A 19,443-nucleotide genomic window follows, 5' to 3' on the forward strand; every position below is an offset into this window, starting at 1 on the left:
CCCTGTAATGCAAAAGCCACAGCGCCGCACCCCCGCCGCAATGACAACCTATGGTCCAGCTTGACAGTACGGCCCCGAAATCCGACCCCTGCCTCCATGACCGATCCCGCCGCGCCGCAAGTGACCAACCGCGCCCTCGCCGCGCGGATCTGGCGCGAGTACCTCAAGCCCCGGCGAGGAACCCTTGCGACGGCCATGATCAGCGCCGCGATCGTCGCTGCCCTGAGCGCGGGCCTGGCCAAGGTGCTGGAGCCGGCGGTCGACCAATTGATCACCCATCCACAGCCCGGAGCCTTGTGGCGGATCCCGCTGCTGATCGCCGCGATCGCCATCTCGCGCGGCCTGTTCCAGGTGTTGCAGACGCGGTCGATCAACCAGATCGGCAACGGCGTGGTCGGCGACATGCAGGTGCGACTGTTCGGCAAGCTGGTTCGCTCGGATCTGGCTCGCCTGCGCGGCGCCCATTCCGGTTCGTACGTCTCGTCGATGCTCTACGACGCCACGCTGATCCGCGAAGCCGCGACCAGCGGCGTGGTCAACTACACCCGCGAAATCCTCACCGTGGTCGGCATGCTGGTGGTGATGTTCCAGCTCGACTGGATCCTGGCGACCGGCGTGCTGGTCGTCGCCCCCGTCGCCAGCCTGTTCATCCGTCGGTTCTCCAAGAAGACCACCAAAGCCGCCAAGGGGGCCATGGGCGAGACCTCCAACCTGTCGACGGCGATCATGGAGAGCCTGGACGGCGTCAAGATCGTCAAGATGGAGAACCGCGAGGCCTATGAGGAAGGCCGCGTGGCCGCCGTGATCGAGCGCCGCCAACGCCACCTGATCAAGGGCTCCAACGCCAAGGCCATGGCCGCCCCGGCCACCGAGACCTTCGGCGCGCTGATCACCGCCGCCGTGTTCATCTACGCCGGCTGGCGAGCCAGCACGGGCGGCATGACCGCCGGCGCGTTCACCGGCTTCCTGTTCGCCCTGGGCGCGTCGCTGCAATCGCTGCGGCAGGTCGCCAACCTGCAGACGGTGTTCAGCGAGGGCTTCACCGGCGCCCGGCGCCTGTTCGAGGCGCTGGACGTCGAGGCCGCCATCGTCGATCCGGTCGACGCCAAGGTCCTGCCGGCCGGCGAGGCGACCATCGCCTTCGACCACGTCAACTTCGCCTATGGCGACAACGCCCCGGCCCTGTCGGACGTCAGCCTGACCGCCAGCAAGGGCGAGACCGTGGCCCTGGTCGGCCCCTCGGGCGGCGGCAAAAGCTCGATCCTCAACCTGATCCCGCGCTTCTACGACGTCACCGCCGGGGCGGTGACCATCGACGGCCATGACGTGCGCGGCGTGACCCTGGCGTCCCTGCGCGACCACATCGCCCTGGTCACCCAGGAGCCGTTCCTGTTCGACGACACCATCCGCGCCAACATCGCCTACGCTCGGCCCAGCGCCGCCGAGGACGAGATCGAAGCCGCGGCCCGCCAGGCGGCGGCGCACGACTTCATCGGCGAGCTGCCCCTGGGCTACGACACCCTGGTCGGCGAGGCCGGCACGCGGCTGTCGGGCGGCCAGCGCCAGCGCATCGCCATCGCTCGCGCCTTCCTCAAGGACGCCCCGATCCTGCTGCTGGACGAGGCCACCAGCGCCCTGGACACCGAGAGCGAGGCCCAGGTCCAGGCGGCGCTGGAACGTCTGATGGCCGGCCGCACCACCATCGTGATCGCCCACCGTCTGTCGACCGTGAAGGACGCCGACCGCATCTATGTGATCGACAGGGGCCGGGTGGTCGAGACCGGCACCCACGCCTCGCTGGTCCGCCACAAGGGCCTCTACGCCCGCCTGGCCAAGGCCCAGGACCTGGATCAACTGCCGGAGACCCCTTCGGAGATCGGCGCTTGAGGCCCCTGCGTTCGCCCTGGGTCATGATCCTGATGACCAACCTGATGGTCGGCTATCTGCGGCTGGTCTACGCCACCCTGCGCTGGACCCGCGAAGGCCAGGAGCACGCCCAGGCGGTGTGGGCGCAAAGCCTGCGCGACAAGACCGGCGCGATCCTGGCCCTCTGGCATTCGCGCGTGCCCGTCGGGCCGACGACCTGGCCCCAGGGCCCGGACAAGCCGGAGATCCGCGTGCTGGTCTCGCAGTCGCGCGACGGCGAGTTCATCGCCCGCACGATCAGCAAGCTGGGCCTGCCCTCGATCCGCGGCTCGTCGGTCAAGAAGACCGACACCGCCAAGAACAAGGGCGGCGAGCAGGCCTTCCGCGACATGGTCAAATGGGTGCGCGACGGCGGGGCCATGGCCATCACGCCCGACGGCCCGCGCGGTCCGGTCGAGGAAATGCAGAAGGGCGCCCTGGCCCTGGCCCGGATGACCGGCGCGCCCGTGCTGTTCGTCGGCGTGGCCATGAAGCCGTGCATCCGCCTCAACACCTGGGACCGCACCATCATCCCCCTGCCCTTCGCCAAGGCCGCCATGGTCTGGGACGAACCGGTGGCCATGGCCCGCGACGACGACCCCGACGTGCTGCTCGAGACCTGGGCCGCGCGGCTGTCGGCCGTGAACCGACGGGCCGAGGCGATCGTGGGCGAGACGCAGCCGGTCTAGGGACCGCACGTCCAGCGGCCGGCGATGGTCCGGCTGGCGCCGTCTGCGCGGTCGTAGGTCAGGGTCGCGGGACGCGGCGGAGACTCGCCGCCGCCGATGGCCGGCCCGGTGAGCGTGATGCGGATCGTCTTGCCGGCGCCGGTGAAGACCGCGCCCTTCAGCATGCCGTCGAAACCGCCCGGGGCGGCCACCCGCTCGACATAGTCCCCCACCTTGACCACGCCCTGAGCGGCCTCCTTCGACGCGACGTTCCCCTGGGCGAACAGCAGCGGCGCGGCGTCCCCGGTGGCGAAGCTGCACGCCAGCTCGCCCTGCAACGGCTCGGCCTGCAGGTCGGCGGAGGCCAGGGGCGAAAGCTGGATCGCCGAGCCGTCGCCCCCGACGGTCGGACTTTCGGTCGGGCTTTCCGCCGGCGCGCTGGGCTCGGCGGCCACCGGCGCGGAGGGCGGCGGCGACGCCGCCGGCGTCCTGACCTCGGTCGGACCGGGAGCCGGCGCCGGATCTGAAGCGCTCGGCTCGGAGCAGGCCGTCAGGACACAGGCGGCGAGCAAAGCCGCCCATGCCACGGGTCGCTCGTGAAGTCGGATCATGTCGCGCGCTCTCCCATCGCCAGGACTACGCCCCACCTTTATCGCGGTTCCGCGACGAAAGCGCCGCGCCTGAAGGCTGGGAAGTTGATCCGTCCCGTCCTTGATGGGAGAAGACCCCATGCCGCACGATCCGCCCCACGGGCACGACCACAAGCACGACCATGATCACCACGGCCATGGCCACGATCATGACCATGGTCACGGGCACGGCCACGACCACCATCATCACCACGGTCCCGGCGGCCACAGCCACGCGCCCAAGGACTTCGGCAAGGCCTTCGCGATCGGCGCCGCCCTGAACATCGGCTTCGTGGCGGCCGAGACCGTCGCCGGTCTGATGACCCATTCGCTGGCCCTGCTGGCCGACGCCGGCCACAATCTTTCCGACGTGCTGGGCCTGTTCATGGCCTGGGGCGCGGTGATCCTGGCCAAGAAGGCGCCGGGCGGCCGCCACACCTACGGCCTGCGCAAGGGCACGATCCTGGCCTCGCTGACCAACGCCGTGGTGCTGCTGGTGGCGATCGGGGCCATCGCCTGGGAGGCCGTGCGCCGCTTCGCCGATCCGCAGCCGATCGAGGCCGGTCCGGTCATGATCGTCGCGGGCGTCGGCATCGTCATCAACACCGCCACGGCCCTGATGTTCATGAGGGGCTCCAAGGACGACCTGAACATCCGCGGGGCCTTCCTGCACATGGCCGCCGACGCCGCCATCTCGGCGGGGGTCGTGGTGGCCGCCGCCGCCATGTGGTTCACCGGCTGGCTGTGGCTGGACCCGGTGGTCAGCCTGGCCATCGTGGCGGTGATCGTTCTGGGCACCTGGGGCCTGCTGCGCGACTCGCTGGACCTTGCCCTGGACGCCGCCCCGCGCGGCATCGACCCCAAGGCGGTCAAGACCTGGCTGGCCGAACGCCCCGGCGTCACCGAGGTGCACGACCTGCACATCTGGGCGATGAGCACCACCGAGACGGCCATGACCGCCCACCTGGTCCGCCCCGAGAACCCGGACAACGACCAGTTCCTGCACGACATCTGCGGCGAGATGGCCAAGCGCTTCAAGATCGGCCACGTCACCATCCAGGTCGAGAGCGGCGGCGTCGCCACCTGCCACCTGGCCGGCGCGGACGCAGTGTGAGCCTTCCCCTGTCCCTGCAGCTCTATCGCGCGGCGACCACCGCGCTGGAGCCGTTCGCGCCCCTGCTGCTGGATCGCCGCGCCAAGGCCGGCAAGGAGGACCGCGCGCGGCTGCACGAGCGCCTGGCCCGGCCGACCGCCCCGCGTCCTGAAGGCCGTCTGGTCTGGCTGCACGGGGCCAGCGTCGGCGAGAGCCTGTCGATCCTGCCCCTGGTCGAACGCCTGCGGGCCGAGCGGCCGGGCGTGGCGGTCCTGGTCACCTCCGGCACCGTCACCTCGGCCGAGCTGCTGGCCCGCCGCCTGCCCGCCGGGGCGATCCACCAGTTCCTGCCGGTCGACACGCCCGGCGGCGCCCGGCGGTTCATCGACCACTGGCGGCCGGACCTGGCGGTGTTCGTCGAGAGCGAGCTGTGGCCCAACCTGCTGCTGACCGCCAAGGCGCGCGGCGTGAAGCTGGCCCTGGTCTCGGCCAAGTTGTCGGACAAGAGCTACGCCGGCTGGCAGGCCCGGCCGTTCGCGGCCTGGGAGCTTTTCAGCGGCTTCGACCTGATCCTGGCCCAGGACGGCCGGGCCGCCGACCGCCTGACCGCCCTGGGCGGGACCGTGGCCGGCGAGGCCGACCTGAAGTTCGGGGCGGACCCGCTGCCGGTCGACGAGGCGGCGCTCGCCGGCCTGCGCGCGCGGCTCGGCGACCGGCCTGTGCTGCTGGCCGCCAGCACCCACCCGGGCGAGGACGAGGTCGTCCTGGACGCCTGGCGCGCCCTGCCCGCCAATAAAGACTACGGGCGGCCGCGCCTGGTGATCGTCCCGCGTCATCCCGAACGCGGCCCGTCCATCGTCGACCTGGCCCAGGCGACCGGCGCCACGGTCAGCCTGCGCAGCCGGGAGCCCGACGTCTCCACCGAGGTCATCGTCGCCGACACCCTGGGGGAGCTGGGCCTCTGGTACCGGCTGGCCGACCTGGCCCTGGTGGCCGGCAGCCTGGTCGCCGGGATCGGCGGCCACAATCCGCTGGAGCCGGCGCGGCTGGACTGCCCGATCGTCTCGGGCCCCCACGTCGAGAACTGGCTGACCGCCTATGCCGACCTGCGCGACGCCGAGGGCGTGGCCTTCGCCGACGCCCCGGTGCTGGGCGCGCGCCTGGCCGACCTGCTGGCCGGGCCGGAGATGCTGAAGCTGCGGGCGGTCCGCGCCCGAGCCTTCGTCGCCCGGCGCGACACCGAGGCCCGCACCGGCCTTGACCGCATCCTCGCGCTGCTGGACGCGGAGATCGAGGCATGAAGCTGGCCACGCCGCGCTGGTGGTACCGCCGTGAAGGCGCGCCCAGCCCCCTCACGCGCCTGTTGCTGACCCCGCTGTCGTGGATCTGGGCCGCCCAGACCGCTCGCCGCATCGCCCGCACCCAGCCGCGCGGCGCCGACTGCGCGGTGATCTGCGTGGGCAATTTCACGGTGGGCGGGGTGGGCAAGACGCCGATCGTCCGCGAGCTTCTGCTGACCTTGACCCAGCGCGGGCGGCGGGCGCACGGCCTGTCGCGCGGCTATGGCGGCAAGCTGAAGGGCCCGGTGCGGGTCGACGTGGCGCGCCACACCGCCAAGGACGTCGGCGACGAGCCGCTGATGCTGGCCCAGGACTTCCCCATGTGGGTGTCGCGCGACCGGGTGCTGGGGGCGCGCAAGGCCGCGGCGACCGGCGCCGAGGTGGTGGTCATGGACGACGGCCACCAGAACCCCGACCTGCGCAAGACCCTGTCGCTGGTGGTGGTCGACGGCGAGACCCGCGACGACGAGTGGCCGTTCGGCGACGGCAAGGTGTTCCCGGCCGGGCCGATGCGCGAGCCGTTGAAGGTCAGCCTGGCGCGCACCGACGCGGTGATCGTGCTGCTGCCCGACGACCTGCCGGCCGCCGATCCCGCGCTGCTGGCCCTGTTCGGCGACACGCCGGTGCTGATCGCCCGGCTCGAACCCGCCGCCCCGCCGCCCAAGGGCCGCCAGGTCGGCTTCGCGGGCATCGGCAAGCCGTGGAAGGTCGAGCGCGCCCTGCAGGCCGCCGGCTGCCACCTGGTGGACTTCGCGCCCTATCCGGATCACGGCGACTACGACGAGGCGACATTGAACTTCCTGTGGGACCGGGCCCAGGCCTATAGCGCGGGCCTGGTGACGACCGAGAAGGACTGGGTGCGGTTGCCGCAGGAATGGCGGGATCGGGTGACCGCGTGGCCGGTGCGGGCGCGGTTCGAGGAAGAAGACGTGCTGGCGGCGGTGTTGGAGTCGGTTGGGCTTTAAGGCCCTCCCCCTGTGGGGGAGGTGCGGCGAAGCCGACGGTGGGGGGAGTATTCGGCAGGCGATCACCTGCAGGATCGACGACCCTAAAACGCCCCCCACCGATCGCTGCGCGATCGCCTCCCCCACGGGGGGAGGTCTTGAAGCCGCCTAAGCCCCGGCCTTCTTGGCGAACTCCCAGGCGCCCCTGGCGAGCACCGGCACCCGCGCCTCCATGATCTCCGCATGCGCGCTCGCCGCCGTGCCGTCCCGCACCCGGCCCACGATCCCCTGGCAGATCCCCGCCAGCCGGAACAGGTTGTAGCTGAAGTACCAGTCCAGGTTCGGCAGCCCATCCCGGCCGGTCGCCTTGCAGTACTGCGCCACGGCCTCCTCGATGGTCGGCACGCCGTAGGCGGTCAGGTCCGCGATCTCGGCCAGGCCCCCGCGCTGGTCGGACGGCATGACCCAGTTCATCAGGAAGTAGCTGAAGTCGGCCAGCGGATTGCCCAGGGTCGACAGCTCCCAGTCCAGCACCGCCACCACCTTCGGTTCGGCGGCGTGCAGGATCATGTTGTCCAGGCGGTAGTCGCCATGGACGATCGAGGTGACGTCGTCGGCCGGACAGCTGGTCGGCAAGAACGCGATCAGCCGGTCCATGTCCTCGATCACCTTCGTCTCGGACGCCTTGTACTGCTTGGTCCAGCGGTCGATCTGGCGGGCGAAGTAGTTGCCCGGCTTGCCGTAGTCGGCCAGGCCCACGGCGGCGTAGTCGACATTGTGCAGGGCGGCCAGGGTGGCGATCTCGGCCTCGTAGATCGCCCGGCGCTCGGCGGGCTGGTAGTCGGGCAGGGTCCCGTCCCACAGGATCCGGCCTTCGACATTGTCCATCACGTAGAAGATCGTACCGATGACCTCCTCGTCCATGCACAGGGCGTAGGCCTTGGCGACGGGGAAGCTGGCCTTGTTCAGGCCCGAGATCACCTTGAACTCGCGGTCGACGGCGTGGGCGCTGGGCAGCAGCTTGCCCGGCGGCTTGCGGCGCAGGACGTATTTCTTGGCCGGCGTGACCAGCTGATAGGTCGGATTGGACTGGCCGCCCTTGAACTGGCGCACCTCCAGCGGACCTTGATAGCCCTCGACATTGGCCTCCAGCCAGGTCGCCAGCCTGGCCTCGTCGATGGCGTGGCGCGGGTCGACGGGCTTGGTCCCGGAATTCAGATCCTGGGCGGACTGTTCGGCCACGGCCATGCGCTTACTCCCCAACGCTTGTTTGAAAGGGACATTAGAGCGTGGGGCGAAGGGTGCAAGCGCCGCGGTGCTATTCGCGAGAAAGCCAGAACCTCAGGCCCCGACCCAGGCAAGCCGCCACCAGCCACATCACCGCATACCGCGCCAGATGACCCCAGCGCCCATGCCAGTTCAGCAGCTCAATCACCACGCCCATCGAACCGATGACCACCAACGCAACATGCATCACACGCCCGGCGGCGGCGCGTTGGCCGTGATCCGGGCGAGACCGAGGCCAGATGAGCGTCGACAGGGTCATCCGTGCTGGCTCAGCGCCCGCCAGCCGATGTCGGAGCGATAGAACCCGCCCTCCAGCGACACCGTGCCCAGGGCCGCATAGGCCACGTCCCGGGCTTCGTGCAGCGTCGCGCCCAGGGCGCAGACGTTGAGCACCCGGCCGCCGGACGCCACCAGGCGGCCATCGGCGTCGCGGGTCGTTCCGGCGTGGAAGATCACCGCCTCGCCGCCAAACTCGCTGTCGGCGCCCTGGATCAGGCCGCCGGTCTTGGGGGCGTCGGGATAGCCCTCGGCGGCCAGCACCACGCAGATCGCCGCCTGGTCCAGCCACACTGGCTTGTCGGCCGAGGCCAGCTCGCCCTTGGCGGCGGCCAGCAGCAGCGGGACCAGATCGCTCTCCAGGCGCAGCATCAGGGTCTGGCATTCGGGGTCGCCGAAGCGTGCGTTGTACTCGACCAGCTTGGGGCCGGTCGGCGTCAGCATCAGCCCGGCATAGAGCACGCCCACATAGGGGCAGCCCTCTGCGGCCATGCCGGCCACGGTGGGCTCGACCAGTTCGCGCCAGGCCTGGTCGACCAGGGCCTGGGTCAGGACGGGCGGCGGCGAATAGGTGCCCATGCCGCCGGTGTTGGGGCCCTCGTCGCCGTCATAGGCGCGCTTGTGGTCCTGGGCCGCGCCGAACAGCACGGCGGTCTTGCCGTCGCAGATGGCGAACAGCGAGGCTTCCTCGCCGTGCATGAACTCCTCGATGACCACCCGCGCGCCGGCCGAGCCGAAACGGCCGCCCAGCATGTCGAGCACGGCGGCGTCGGCTTCGGCGCGGTCGGCGGCGATCACCACGCCCTTGCCGGCCGCCAGGCCGTCGGCCTTGATCACGAACGGCGCTTCCAGCGTGTCGAGGAACATCCCGGCCGAGGCCGCGTCGGTGAACACGCCATAGGCCGCCGTCGGCAGGTCGTGGCGCTGGCAGAAGTCCTTGGTGAAGGCCTTGGAGGTCTCCAGGCGCGCGGCCTGGGCGCTGCCGCCGAAACAGGGGATGCCGGCCTTGGCCAGCTCGTCGGCCAGCCCGACCTCCAGCGCCGATTCCGGACCGACCACGACCAGGTCGGCGGCGATCTCGCGGGCCAGGGCCACCAGGCCCGCCACGTCGGTGATCTTCACGGCGCGCAGTTCGGCGACCTGGGCGATCCCGGGGTTGCCCGGCGACGCCACCAGGCGTCCGCACAGCGGCGACTGGGCGATCTTCCAGGCCAGGGCGTGCTCGCGCCCGCCAGACCCGACGAGGAGGATGTTCAGCTTTTCCATGAGGGCGGGGTGTCGCGTGGCCGGAGCGCGGGGTCAAGACGAATGACGCGCGGCCGCCAACCACACCCCCTGAAGTCGCATATTGACAGAATTCGCCATTAGGTAGCATTTTGTGAGGCGACGCCCTAGCCTTCTGGCCGCCTTCCGGGAGATCGCCATGACGCTCGCGAACATCGACCATATCGTCGTCCTGATGCTGGAAAACAGGACCTTCGACGGCCTGCTGGGCTGGCTCTACCAGCACGAGACGCCCGAGGCGTTCATCCCGGCCAGTCCCGGCGCGCCCTTTCGCGGCCTGGCCTCGATCAATCCGAACAACTTCGTCAACACGGCGCTGAACGGCACGCTCAGCGCCAAGCCCGAGTACGGAGCGAGGGGATTCACCGTTCCCAACATCGCCCCCGGCGAGGAGTTCGACCAGGTCCTGACCCAGTTCTACGGCAAGAACCCCGGCCCCAATCCGCCCGTGACGATGAAGGGCGTCCTGGAGGACTTCGTCCAGGTCCTGCAGAAACGCGGCCTGAAGGACCCCGACATCCGCAACACCGCCCCGATGATCATGGAGTGCTTCACGCCCGGCCAGGCGCCGGTGCTGAACCAGCTGGCCCGCTACTACGCGGTCAGCGACGCCTGGTACGCCTCTGTGCCGTCCCAGACCAATCCCAACCGCTCGTTCCTGATGTGCGGCACCTCGAACGGCATGGTCAACAACGGCGAGCTTGAGACCAACCCCCAGGCCAAGGCGCTGGAAAAGATCCTGAAAATGGCCATCGGCGACGACCGCGTCGACGCCCCGACCATCTTCAACGCCTTGCACGAGGCCAAGGTCGACTGGAACGTCTTCTTCCAGACCAGCTACCTGCCGCAGAAGATTTCGGCCTTGATCAAGGAGCAGGGCGTCCTGCTGGCGCTGCTGGGCGCCGTGCCGGTGGTGGGACCGGGGCTGGCCCTGGCGATCGGCGCCCTGCTCGTCGCGTTCAGGCCCTACACCAAGTACCTGACCGAGCTGGCCTCCGGCGAACTGGAGTCCTGCTACACTTGGCGGCTGTTCCCGTGGATCAAGGACAAGATCCCCAAGGCCGCCGACCACTTCCACAAGCTGGACGAGTTCCACAAGAAGGCCCGCGCCGGCAAGCTGCCGAAGTTCAGCTACATCGAGCCGTACTGGACCATCGCCCACACCACGACCGACAACCCGGTCTACCAGAACCTGTTAAGCGCCTTGGGCAACGACTACCATCCGCCGGGCAGCGTCCTGGCCGGCGAGCAGTTCGTGAAGGAGGTCTACACCAGCCTGATCTCGCACAAGGCGGCTTGGGAAAAGACCCTGCTGCTGATCACCTTCGACGAGTTCGTCGGCTCGTTCGACCACCAGACCGCCGACCTGAAACCCGGCGTCGTCCAGCCGCCGTGGGCCCCGAACGGCAAGCCGCCCTACCAGAACAAGGCCGGCTTCAAGTTCGACCGCCTGGGCGCGCGGGTGCCGACCATCGTGGTCTCGCCCTATGTCAAGAAGGGCACGGTGTTTCGGTCCCCCACCCAGACGCCCTACGACCACACCTCGGTGATCGCCACCATCCTGAAGGGGATCGGCCGGCCGGACCTGGTGGGTCAGTTCGGAGCCCGGGCGCGCAACGCCCCGACCTTCGAGGACGTGCTGACCCTGCGCCAGCCGCGCACCGACGCCCGGTCGCTGCCGTTCCTGGACACCGCCCGCAAGCCCGGAGACCAGGTCCATTACGGCGACACCTTCGTGCTGAAGAATCAGAACGGCAAATATCTGAGTCCGGCCCAAGCCACCATGAAGGCGGTCGGCGGCAGCTCGATCCCCACGGCCCTGCTGAACATCTGCGTGGACCTGGGCGTGGCGGCCTGGTTCCCGACCCTGGGGCGCGACGGACGCGCGCCGCTGGCCTTCGTCAACGCGACCGCCGACCTGCCGCCCTATATCCAGCACGGCGTCCAGGTCATGCTGGTGTCGCGCGAACCGGGACCGGGGGCGCGCAACATCCTGGGCGCGTGGGCCGACTCCCACGACTGCTACTATTACGACGAGTTCCTGGAGGGCGATAACCAGAAGAAGCAGACCTGGGTGATCCAGTTCCAGTCCAGTTCGCCGATGCTGAAATACGGCGAAAAGATCCGCCTGGCCAACCGGTTCTACAGCGGCCAGCACCTGTCGCACGATCCCCGGCTGCGCCAGGGCGGCTGGCTGACCACCACCAAGGACGGCGACTGGTGGACGGTCGAGCCGGGCCCGGCCCAGGTCTGAGGCGTCAGCCCGCGGCGGCGCGGCCGGCGCGCCGACCCAGGGCCTGGAGCGCCAGATAGACCACCGCGGCGGCCCCGAAGGCCGGCAGGGTGGCGCCCACGTCGGGCGCCGCCCGGCTGAGCGCCTGATAGGCGCCGACGCCGATCGCCCAGGCGGCCAGGCCCGACAGGTTCAGCCCGCCCACGGCCGAGCCGACGAGATCAGCGCGTCGCCGGCGCACGATCAAGTGGTCGGCCAGCAGCACGCCGAACAGCGGCGCGAACACCGAGCCGATCAACAGCAGGAAGGTCTCGTACCGGGCCATCGGGGCCAGCAGGGCGACCAGCGTGCAGACCGCGCCGAAGGCCAGCGCCAGCCGGGTCGAGCGGACCCGCACCAGGGTCGCGGTCGAGATCGCCGCCGAATGGATGTCGGCGAAGGTGTTGTCGGTCTCGTCGATGACGATCAGCAGCAGGGCGATCCCGCCGCCGCTGGCCGCCAGGGCCGACAGCAGCATGCCCTCGCCGCCCCCGGCCGCCAGGGCGTAGCCGGCGCCCAGGGCCATGAACCAGACATTGGCCAACAGGTAGCCGGCGGCGCTGCCCCAGAACATGCCGCGCGGCGAGCGTCCGAAGCGGGTGTAGTCGGCGATCAGCGGCAGCCACGACAGCGGCATGGCCACCACCAGGTCGACCCCGGCCGCGAAGCTCATCTCGCCGGTTCCGGCCTTGGCCATCAGGCCTGACAGGTCGTGATCGGCCAGCAGCCGCCAGGTCAGCCAGCCGGCCCCGGCCAGCAGCAGCCACAGCCCCCAGGCGCGCAGGAACCGCCGCACGAACGACACCGGCCCCAGGATCGCCAGGCCAGTGGCCAGGGCGCCGAACAGCAGCGTCCACAGCAGCGGATTGGAGACCCCGAAGGTCTGCCGAGCCAGGGCGTCGGCCGAGTCGCGCATGGCGATGATCTCGAACGCGCCCCAGCCGGTCAGCTGGACGGCGTTCAGCACCGCCGGGATCGCCGCTCCGCGCGCGCCCAGGGCCGGCCTCAGCGATCCCATGGCCGATAGCCCGGTGTCGGCCCCGACCACCCCCGCGGCGGCCAGCAGCAGCGCGCCCAGCACCGAGCCGGTGACGATCGCCGCCAGCGCCGCGCCGAGGCTGAGACCCGGAACCAGGAAGGCCCCGGCCTGCAGCACCAGCAGGCCGATCCCCAGGCTGAACCACAGCGAGAAGGCGTCGAACGCCCCGAACGCCCGGCGTTCGGACGGCACGGGCGTCAGGGGATCATAGGAGTCGTCGAGCTGGGCCATGGCCCTGCCTTAGCAGGTCGCCTCCGGAGCGCGAAAGCCGTGGGAGCACCCATGGCCCGCCGCGCCGCTCATCGTCCCGGATCGGTGGCTAGGCCAATTTTGACCTCAAAGGGACATTTGTCATACCAGAATTTCCGAGCGCAGCCGTCAACAACCGCTAATTCGCGGCATGTCATGCCCTAAACAGCGTTTCCGAGATCCGGGTTATGGCAATCGGGGCCATGAAAGCTGGCGCCCAAGCCACACAAGCCGACGGACTGGTGTAGCCGCCTTGCAATCTGGTCATACCAATCTTGCCACCGGTGTCATAATCGGTCTAACCTGTTTCCATGCTGACGCTCGGTTCACGAGCGCGCCTGATCAACCTTTGGGGGGAACCTTGCTCAACACGTCCGTTCGTTCACTGCGCATCGGCCTGATGGCCTCGGCCGCCATCGCCGCCGTCGCGCCCGCCGCCGCCCTGGCCCAGACCGCCGCCCCAGCCGCGCCGGCGCCGACCACCGAACAGGTCGAGGAAGTCGTCGTCACCGGCATGCGCGCCACGCAGCGCAACTCGATCAACGTCAAGCGCAGCTCCGAGACGGTCGTCGACGCCATCGTCAACGACGAGATCGGCGCCCTGCCCGACAACTCGGTCGGCGACACCCTGGAGCGGATCACCGGCGTCACGGCCGACCGGTTCAAGGGCAACGCCAACGAACTGTCGGTGCGGGGCCTGGGCCCGACGCTCAGCTTCTCCACGTTCAACGGCCGCGAAGTCAGCACCGCCGGGCCGGACCGCTCGGTGGCGTTCCAGCAGTTCCCGTCCGAGCTCGTCAACGGCGTGCTGGTCTACAAGACCCAGCAGGCCGACTTCGCCGAAGGCGGAATCGCCGGCGTCATCGACCTGCGCTCGATCCGTCCGCTGGACGCCAAGCCCCGCATCCAGGCCGAATGGCGCGAGGTCTACCTGCCCAAGGACGGCGCCATCCGCGGCCGCGACGGCCTGGGCTACCGCGCCAACATCTCGGTCACGCGCCAATGGGAGACCAAGATCGGCGAGATCGGGGCCAGCCTGGGCTACCAGCACCAGGACCAGGCCGCGCCCGAGGACTACTACGCCACCAACTCCGCCTTCATCCCCTGCAACACCTCGGCCAACAACGCCAACCTGATCACCGGCACGGCCGCGGCCCAGACGGCGGCCGGCACCAGCTTCAACTGCGCCATGCGCCCGACGCTCAGCGCCGCCAACCAGGCCGGCACGACCGAGGGGCCGCTCTATTTCGCAACGACCTCGCGCACCTTCCGCCAGATCAACACCAGCGAAATCCGCGACGGCCTGATCGGCGCCCTGCAATGGCGCCCGAACCAGCGGCTCGATTTCGTCCTGGACGGCCAGTACTCCAAGCGCAGCAGCCTGGAGAACCGCAACCAGCTGGCCATCACCGAAGCCGCCCGCGGCATCAAGCCCCAGATCATCGGCGGCGAAGGCAACGACTTCAGCGACGGCGCCCTGATCAAGTACACGGGCAACTCCAACATCGAGATCCAGTTGGAAGACCGCCTGCGCGAGGAGGAATACATCGGGGGCGGCCTGGCCACGCGCTGGACCGGCGACCGCCTGACGGTGAACGGCGACGTCTCCTATTCGCAGTCGCACCGCACCGAGCTGCAGAAGGCGACGAACATGCGGTCGGGCCGCCGCGTGGTCTACACGCTGGACGGGTCCGACGACGTGGTGCCGACGGTCGACTTCATCGGCTTCGACATCAACGACCCGGCCAACTTCGTCACCGCCGTGCCGGCCAGCAACACCAACTACGCCCGCTACCGCCTGGTCACCGACCGCAAGGACGCCATCAGCGCCGTGCGCGTCGACGGCAAGTACGACCTGGGCGACGGCTTCTTCAAGAGCCTCAGCGCCGGCTTCCGTCTTTCGGAACACACCCGCAAGACCGACGCCAACAACAACGCCGACGTGGCCATCCCCATCGCCCGCGACGGCCTGACGGCGGCCCAGCTGGTGGCCCAGGCCAACACCAACTGCCGCACGCCCTTCGCGTCCAGCGAGTTCATGAAGGAGTCGTCGACCAACGTCCGCTCGTGGGCCCAGTTCGACAACGCCTGCCTGTTCCGCACCTACACCGGCCGCGACAGCAACCCGCTGCTGGCCGATTCCCGCGGCCCCGAGGACACCGACGTCACCGAGACGATCGGCGCGCTGTACGTCATGGGGTCCTTCGGGTCGGACCTGGGCAGCATCCCGGTCAGCGGCAATGTCGGCCTGCGCTACGTCACCACCAAGGTGGAATCGACCGGCTATCGCTCGGCCGTCACCGTGACCCCGTCCGTGGGCGGTTCGGTGGCGACGATCGTCACCGTGCCGGGCTCGCTGTCCGAGATCGAGGGCGAGGGCGACTACCACTACTGGCTGCCCAGCCTGAACCTGAACTTCGACCTCAACGAAAAGACCCGGCTGCGCCTGGCCGGCTCGCGGGCGATCTCGCGGGTCGGGATCGAGGAGTTCAACGTCGGGATCACCCCCGTCGTCGACGCGACGGCGACCACCGTCCAGGGGGTCCTGGCCAACTCGACCACCGGCAACCCCCAGCTCAAGCCGCTGGAAAGCTGGAATCTGGACGCCTCGCTCGAGTTCTACCTGAACAGCGACACCGCCTTCTCGTTCGCCACCTACTACAAGTGGATCAAGAACGCGGCCTTCGACGCGGTGCAGCCCTTCACCACCTCGATCGTCGCCAACGGCTCGCTGGTCGAGTTCAACGCCGTGGCCCCGGCCAACGACCCGGAGACCCGTCACCTCTACGGCTTCGAGACCAGCGCCAGCTATGTGTTCAGCGGCCTGCCCGCGCCGTGGAACGGCATGGGCACGACCATCGGCTACAACTACGCCAAGGCCGATTTCGAATTCCCCGACCCGTCGACGGTCGCGCCCTATACCGAGCCGGCCAACCTGCGCGGCCTGTCCAAGCACAACGTCAACGGCTCGCTCTACTGGGAAGGCGAACGGCTGCAGCTGCGCGCCTCCTACCGCTACCGGACCGACTACTCCAAGCCCAACAGCAGCACCAACCGCAGCGTCCGGGGCTCGGGCATCCTGAACCTGTCGGCCCAGTACGACATCACCAAGAGCATCCAGCTGAAGCTGCAGGCGCTGAACGTCACCAGCGCCCGGGACATCATGTACAAGGCCGGCGAGGACTCGATCACCGAGGTCAGCGAGAGCGGGCCGCAGTACTTCATGGGCCTGCGCTTCCGGTACTAGGCCGACCCTACGAAGGTCCAAACGTCAGCAGCCCCGGCCCCGCGGCCGGGGCTGTTTCTTTGTGAGATCGAGCCGGGGACATGCCCTTGGGCGTGTCCCCAACCGACGCACCGACAGTCTTGGGGACACGCGCGAGCGCATGTCCCCGACCGGGAAACCGGCGGGTTGGGGAGGCGGCGGAGCGTCCGGGGCGCGCCCGGCGTAGAGGTTTGGAGAATACCGTTTCGACACGTCACGGGCGCTCCGCGCGGCCGTCTTCCAGAAGCCTTCGGATCGCGGATTCTTAACCCGCTCCGATGGAGGCCCCCGGCGGGCGGAGGGGCGACGACCCCGTCCGGACCGCGCGGGCGATTTCAGCCCGCGGCTGCCGCGTTCGCCGATCCCTCCGCCGCCTGGGTTTCGTCCTGTGTTTCAAGGAACCTGCCCAGGACCGTCGCGAAGGTCGTCACCGAAGACCACCGACGAGCGCTTCCCGCTCGACCGCCCCGGCCGCACGTCGAGGTCGCCGGCCGGACGTCCTCCCCTGCGACAGGGCGAGGAGAAGTATGCGGGCGGTTTGGAGGGTGGGGACAAGTTTGGGTCGAGAATTTCTAGGGCTTTGAAATCATGGATATTTGCTCGCTGAACGCAGAGCATGGACGCGTCTTCAACCCTCTCCCATAGGGAGAGGGTTGAAGAATGCGCCCCATCCGGGACGGATGGTGGCTTGCGCTAAGCGGGCGTTCCGAGAGTCCGAGAAGGGTGGAAAGGAGACGTTAGGGTGCCTTCATTGACGAGTAGACAGGTTGCTCGCGTTGTCCATTTCGCGAAGCATAATCTTTAGGTCATCGTCGATGGCTGCCGGGTTTACGTGAGCAAGTATGAGCTTTCCGAACGCTGGCAGGCCGACAAGCATTGCCGTGACATGCCACAGACGACCGTCTTTCGTTCGCAGGTGGAACCACTGCAGACTCTGATTGAAGCCAATACGGCTGATGTCATTCCAAGCCGCGCTCTTAATCTGTCCAAAAAAGCCGCGTGATCGGATACCGCGAGTGTCGAGCTCATGCCGGTCCATCAGATATTCGACGACAATTAACACTCCTAAAAGCGCAAAACTTAAGAAGCATACGGTCGTGCCAACGGTAGTCGTGGGGTTGGGAACCAAGTTGGAGACGATAGCAAAAAACAAGCAGAGCGCGGTGCTCGCAGCCCCGATGAACAGCACGCTTAGAGGCGGCCGTAACACGATTTTTTTGGCAGAAAGCTGAGTGGCATTCGCGGCCATTTCGTAGCTCCACACAATCACAGCGGGAACTTAAAGGCGGTGACTTAAGCGATCCTAAAGCGGGGGCGGACTTCTACGGTCCTCGCATGGAGCTCTTTCCCCGACGCACGCCTCGCACGCGTTGCACCGAGGCAAACTCCGCAAACGTCCGACATGGGTCGGAAGCGGAAATTGCCGCCGGTGCCGAAACCGAACCTTCGGCCGGAGCGCCAAAAACCGGACCTTCTGAGCGTCTGCTAAGGGTGGTTTTCGGACCTAAGGACAAACCGGGAAGTATCGTCCTCCAACGCTCGCGAGCTTACCCGCATCGTCGGTTTTCCACTCCACATCAACCTCGTTGTTGCAGAGCCCTTTGGACCAATCAGCTTTCGCCGTCTTTTTGGTGAGGTCGATGACAAAGCCCTGCGAACTCAACGTAGTGACGAGTTCAGCTTCCGACGTGCCAAGCGGAAACCACCGCGCGAGGCGCGGCGGCCACTCCTCGTTAGCGATCGACACTTCCATGTTCTCTGCGATCTGAGGCGGCTTTTCATTCGGCAAGCATCCACCGAGCAGCACCGCCAATGAAACTGCGAGCAACTTCCTCATGTTGTGAGCATGAGGCCGTAATCCAAGGTCAGCAATGGGTCGATGTCGGACCTTGGCGGCCTTTCCGGAGAAGTTATGCTGCCGGCCATGATGAAAGTCGCGCCAGCCTATCTCGACAGCATATTCAAAGCCGCTGACTACGATGGCCTTGCCTGGATCTCATCAATGATCTGTGCGGCAGATAGCTTCCAGCCCAGGCATGCGACCTATGGCATTTCGCAGCCTCTCTTCGTGCTTGTCGAAGGGCTCTTGTGGTTCGCTCAAGGTGTGCGCTCTGGCGTTTGCACCTATTTTGAATCGACGCCCGTGGAGCGTCGGCAAGCCATGCTGCGCGCCCTTGACCATGAGGCGGCGCCGGATGGCTTTTTGGCCAACTACAGGTTCGGGGCAGAAGCGTGCAAGGACCCCGCCCAAGCGTCGAGCCTCGACAACTGGATCGACCGAAACGACGACGCCAACACCAGATATCTTTGGGGCCTGGCGCGGTTGCACCGGTCCGAGATTGAAGCTCTTATCGCTGAGAACTGACCTTCGAACCCGCCTTGGGTCGCTAGCGGAAGCCCGCGCAGCATCCGTAACTGCCCCAAAACGCCAACAGCCCCGACCTTTCGGCCGGGGCTGTCGCATCTTTCAAAACTGATCCGCCGTCCCTAAGCCGCGTCCAGGTCCAGCGAATACCCCGCCGAACGCACCGTGCGGATCGGATCCCCATCGACATCCCCGTTCAGCGCCTTGCGCAGCCGGCCGATGTGCACGTCCACCGTCCGCGCCTCGACATAGACGTCCGAGCCCCAGACGGCGTCCAGCAGCTGTTCGCGGCTGAACACCCGGCCCGGGTGCTGCATCAGATAGTCGAGCAGGCGGAACTCGGTCGGGCCGAGGTGGACTTCCTTGCCCTGGCGCTTCACGCGGTGGGCGACGCGGTCGATGACGATGTCGCCGACCGTGATGCGGTCGTCGGCCAGGCCCGGGCGGATGCGGCGCAGCACGGCGCGGACGCGGGCGGTCAGCTCGATCATCGAGAACGGCTTGACCACATAGTCGTCGGCCCCGGTGTCGAGACCGCGGATCCGGTCGCTCTCCTCGCCGCGCGCCGTCAGCATGATGATCGGCACGTTGCGGGTTTCGGAGCGGCCGCGCAGGCGGCGGCAGACCTCGATGCCCGAGACCTTGGGCAGCATCCAGTCGAGGATCACCAGGTCGGGCGCGCGCTCGGAGGCCATGGTCAGGGCCTCCTCGCCGTCGCCGGCCACGCCGACGACGTAGCCTTCCTTGTCGAGGTTGTAGTGCAGCAGGGTGGCCAGGGCGTCTTCGTCCTCGACCACCAGAACGTACGGAGTCACTTCGGCCGGCCC

General features: G+C 68.3%; 16 protein-coding genes. 8 read left to right on the plus strand and 8 right to left on the minus strand.

Annotated features, from left to right (window positions below; translation table 11 throughout):
* Positions 1-96 precede the first annotated feature (96 nt).
* Both AC1DYP_RS10575 and AC1DYP_RS10580 read left to right on the plus strand, forming a co-directional pair.
* Positions 97-1,887, plus strand: a complete 1,791-nt coding sequence (locus AC1DYP_RS10575) for an ABC transporter ATP-binding protein (RefSeq protein WP_477046289.1) — start codon at positions 97-99, stop codon at positions 1,885-1,887.
* Positions 1,884-2,594, plus strand: a complete 711-nt coding sequence (locus tag AC1DYP_RS10580; RefSeq protein ID WP_477046290.1) for a lysophospholipid acyltransferase family protein — start codon at positions 1,884-1,886, stop codon at positions 2,592-2,594. The genes AC1DYP_RS10575 and AC1DYP_RS10580 overlap by 4 nt, the downstream gene beginning before the upstream one ends.
* On the opposite strand, the gene AC1DYP_RS10585 is transcribed toward AC1DYP_RS10580, so the two are convergent.
* Positions 2,591-3,184: a hypothetical protein gene (locus AC1DYP_RS10585; protein WP_477046291.1), complete on the minus strand. Its 594-nt coding sequence runs from the start codon at positions 3,182-3,184 to the stop codon at positions 2,591-2,593. The genes AC1DYP_RS10580 and AC1DYP_RS10585 overlap by 4 nt on opposite strands.
* Positions 3,185-3,302: 118 nt before the next feature.
* Between AC1DYP_RS10585 and AC1DYP_RS10590 the strand changes: the two genes are divergently transcribed.
* Genes AC1DYP_RS10590 through lpxK form a run of 3 tightly spaced genes read left to right on the plus strand, consistent with a single transcriptional unit; the run spans position 3,303 to position 6,600 of the window.
* A complete protein-coding gene (locus AC1DYP_RS10590) occupies positions 3,303-4,316 on the plus strand; it encodes a cation diffusion facilitator family transporter (protein WP_477046292.1) in 1,014 nt (337 codons plus the stop codon).
* Positions 4,313-5,596: a 3-deoxy-D-manno-octulosonic acid transferase gene (locus tag AC1DYP_RS10595; RefSeq protein ID WP_477046293.1), complete on the plus strand. Its 1,284-nt coding sequence runs from the start codon at positions 4,313-4,315 to the stop codon at positions 5,594-5,596. The genes AC1DYP_RS10590 and AC1DYP_RS10595 overlap by 4 nt, the downstream gene beginning before the upstream one ends.
* A complete protein-coding gene (lpxK, locus tag AC1DYP_RS10600) occupies positions 5,593-6,600 on the plus strand; it encodes a tetraacyldisaccharide 4'-kinase (RefSeq protein WP_477046294.1) in 1,008 nt (335 codons plus the stop codon). Before AC1DYP_RS10595 ends, lpxK begins: the two co-directional genes overlap by 4 nt.
* Before the next feature lie 147 nt (positions 6,601-6,747).
* Here the strand turns inward: lpxK and AC1DYP_RS10605 are convergent, their stop codons facing one another.
* The 3 genes from AC1DYP_RS10605 to purD form a co-directional block, all read right to left on the minus strand.
* Positions 6,748-7,827: a phosphotransferase gene (locus tag AC1DYP_RS10605; protein WP_477046295.1), complete on the minus strand. Its 1,080-nt coding sequence runs from the start codon at positions 7,825-7,827 to the stop codon at positions 6,748-6,750.
* A gap of 70 nt (positions 7,828-7,897) precedes the next feature.
* Complete coding sequence (locus AC1DYP_RS10610; RefSeq protein WP_477046296.1) at positions 7,898-8,125, minus strand: hypothetical protein; 228 nt, start codon at positions 8,123-8,125, stop codon at positions 7,898-7,900.
* Positions 8,122-9,408, minus strand: coding sequence for a phosphoribosylamine--glycine ligase (purD, locus tag AC1DYP_RS10615; protein WP_477046297.1), 1,287 nt, complete (start codon positions 9,406-9,408; stop codon positions 8,122-8,124). The genes AC1DYP_RS10610 and purD overlap by 4 nt, the downstream gene beginning before the upstream one ends.
* Before the next feature lie 157 nt (positions 9,409-9,565).
* Here purD and AC1DYP_RS10620 point away from each other — a divergent pair, with 157 nt between their 5' ends.
* Complete coding sequence (locus tag AC1DYP_RS10620) at positions 9,566-11,680, plus strand: alkaline phosphatase family protein (RefSeq protein WP_477046298.1); 2,115 nt, start codon at positions 9,566-9,568, stop codon at positions 11,678-11,680.
* Positions 11,681-11,684: 4 nt separating this feature from the next.
* Here AC1DYP_RS10620 and cytX read toward each other — a convergent pair whose 3' ends face one another.
* On the minus strand, positions 11,685-12,968 hold the full coding sequence (gene cytX / locus AC1DYP_RS10625) for a putative hydroxymethylpyrimidine transporter CytX (protein WP_477046299.1): 1,284 nt from the start codon (positions 12,966-12,968) through the stop codon (positions 11,685-11,687).
* 379 nt (positions 12,969-13,347) lie between these two features.
* Between cytX and AC1DYP_RS10630 the strand changes: the two genes are divergently transcribed.
* Entirely contained in the window at positions 13,348-16,233 is a 2,886-nt protein-coding gene (locus AC1DYP_RS10630; RefSeq protein WP_477046300.1) for a TonB-dependent receptor, read from the plus strand.
* Between the two features lie 766 nt (positions 16,234-16,999).
* Here the strand turns inward: AC1DYP_RS10630 and AC1DYP_RS10635 are convergent.
* A complete protein-coding gene (locus AC1DYP_RS10635) occupies positions 17,000-17,500 on the minus strand; it encodes a PH domain-containing protein (protein ID WP_477046301.1) in 501 nt (166 codons plus the stop codon).
* A gap of 255 nt (positions 17,501-17,755) precedes the next feature.
* On the minus strand, positions 17,756-18,088 hold the full coding sequence (locus AC1DYP_RS10640; protein ID WP_477046302.1) for a hypothetical protein: 333 nt from the start codon (positions 18,086-18,088) through the stop codon (positions 17,756-17,758).
* Positions 18,089-18,163: 75 nt separating this feature from the next.
* Between AC1DYP_RS10640 and AC1DYP_RS10645 the strand changes: the two genes are divergently transcribed.
* Positions 18,164-18,616, plus strand: a complete 453-nt coding sequence (locus AC1DYP_RS10645; protein ID WP_477046303.1) for a hypothetical protein — start codon at positions 18,164-18,166, stop codon at positions 18,614-18,616.
* A gap of 122 nt (positions 18,617-18,738) precedes the next feature.
* Here AC1DYP_RS10645 and phoB read toward each other — a convergent pair whose 3' ends face one another.
* On the minus strand, positions 18,739-19,431 hold the full coding sequence (gene phoB, locus AC1DYP_RS10650; RefSeq protein WP_012288542.1) for a phosphate regulon transcriptional regulator PhoB: 693 nt from the start codon (positions 19,429-19,431) through the stop codon (positions 18,739-18,741).
* Between the last annotated feature and the right edge of the window lie 12 nt (positions 19,432-19,443).

This window comes from Caulobacter sp. P1_D6 (assembly GCF_056406095.1).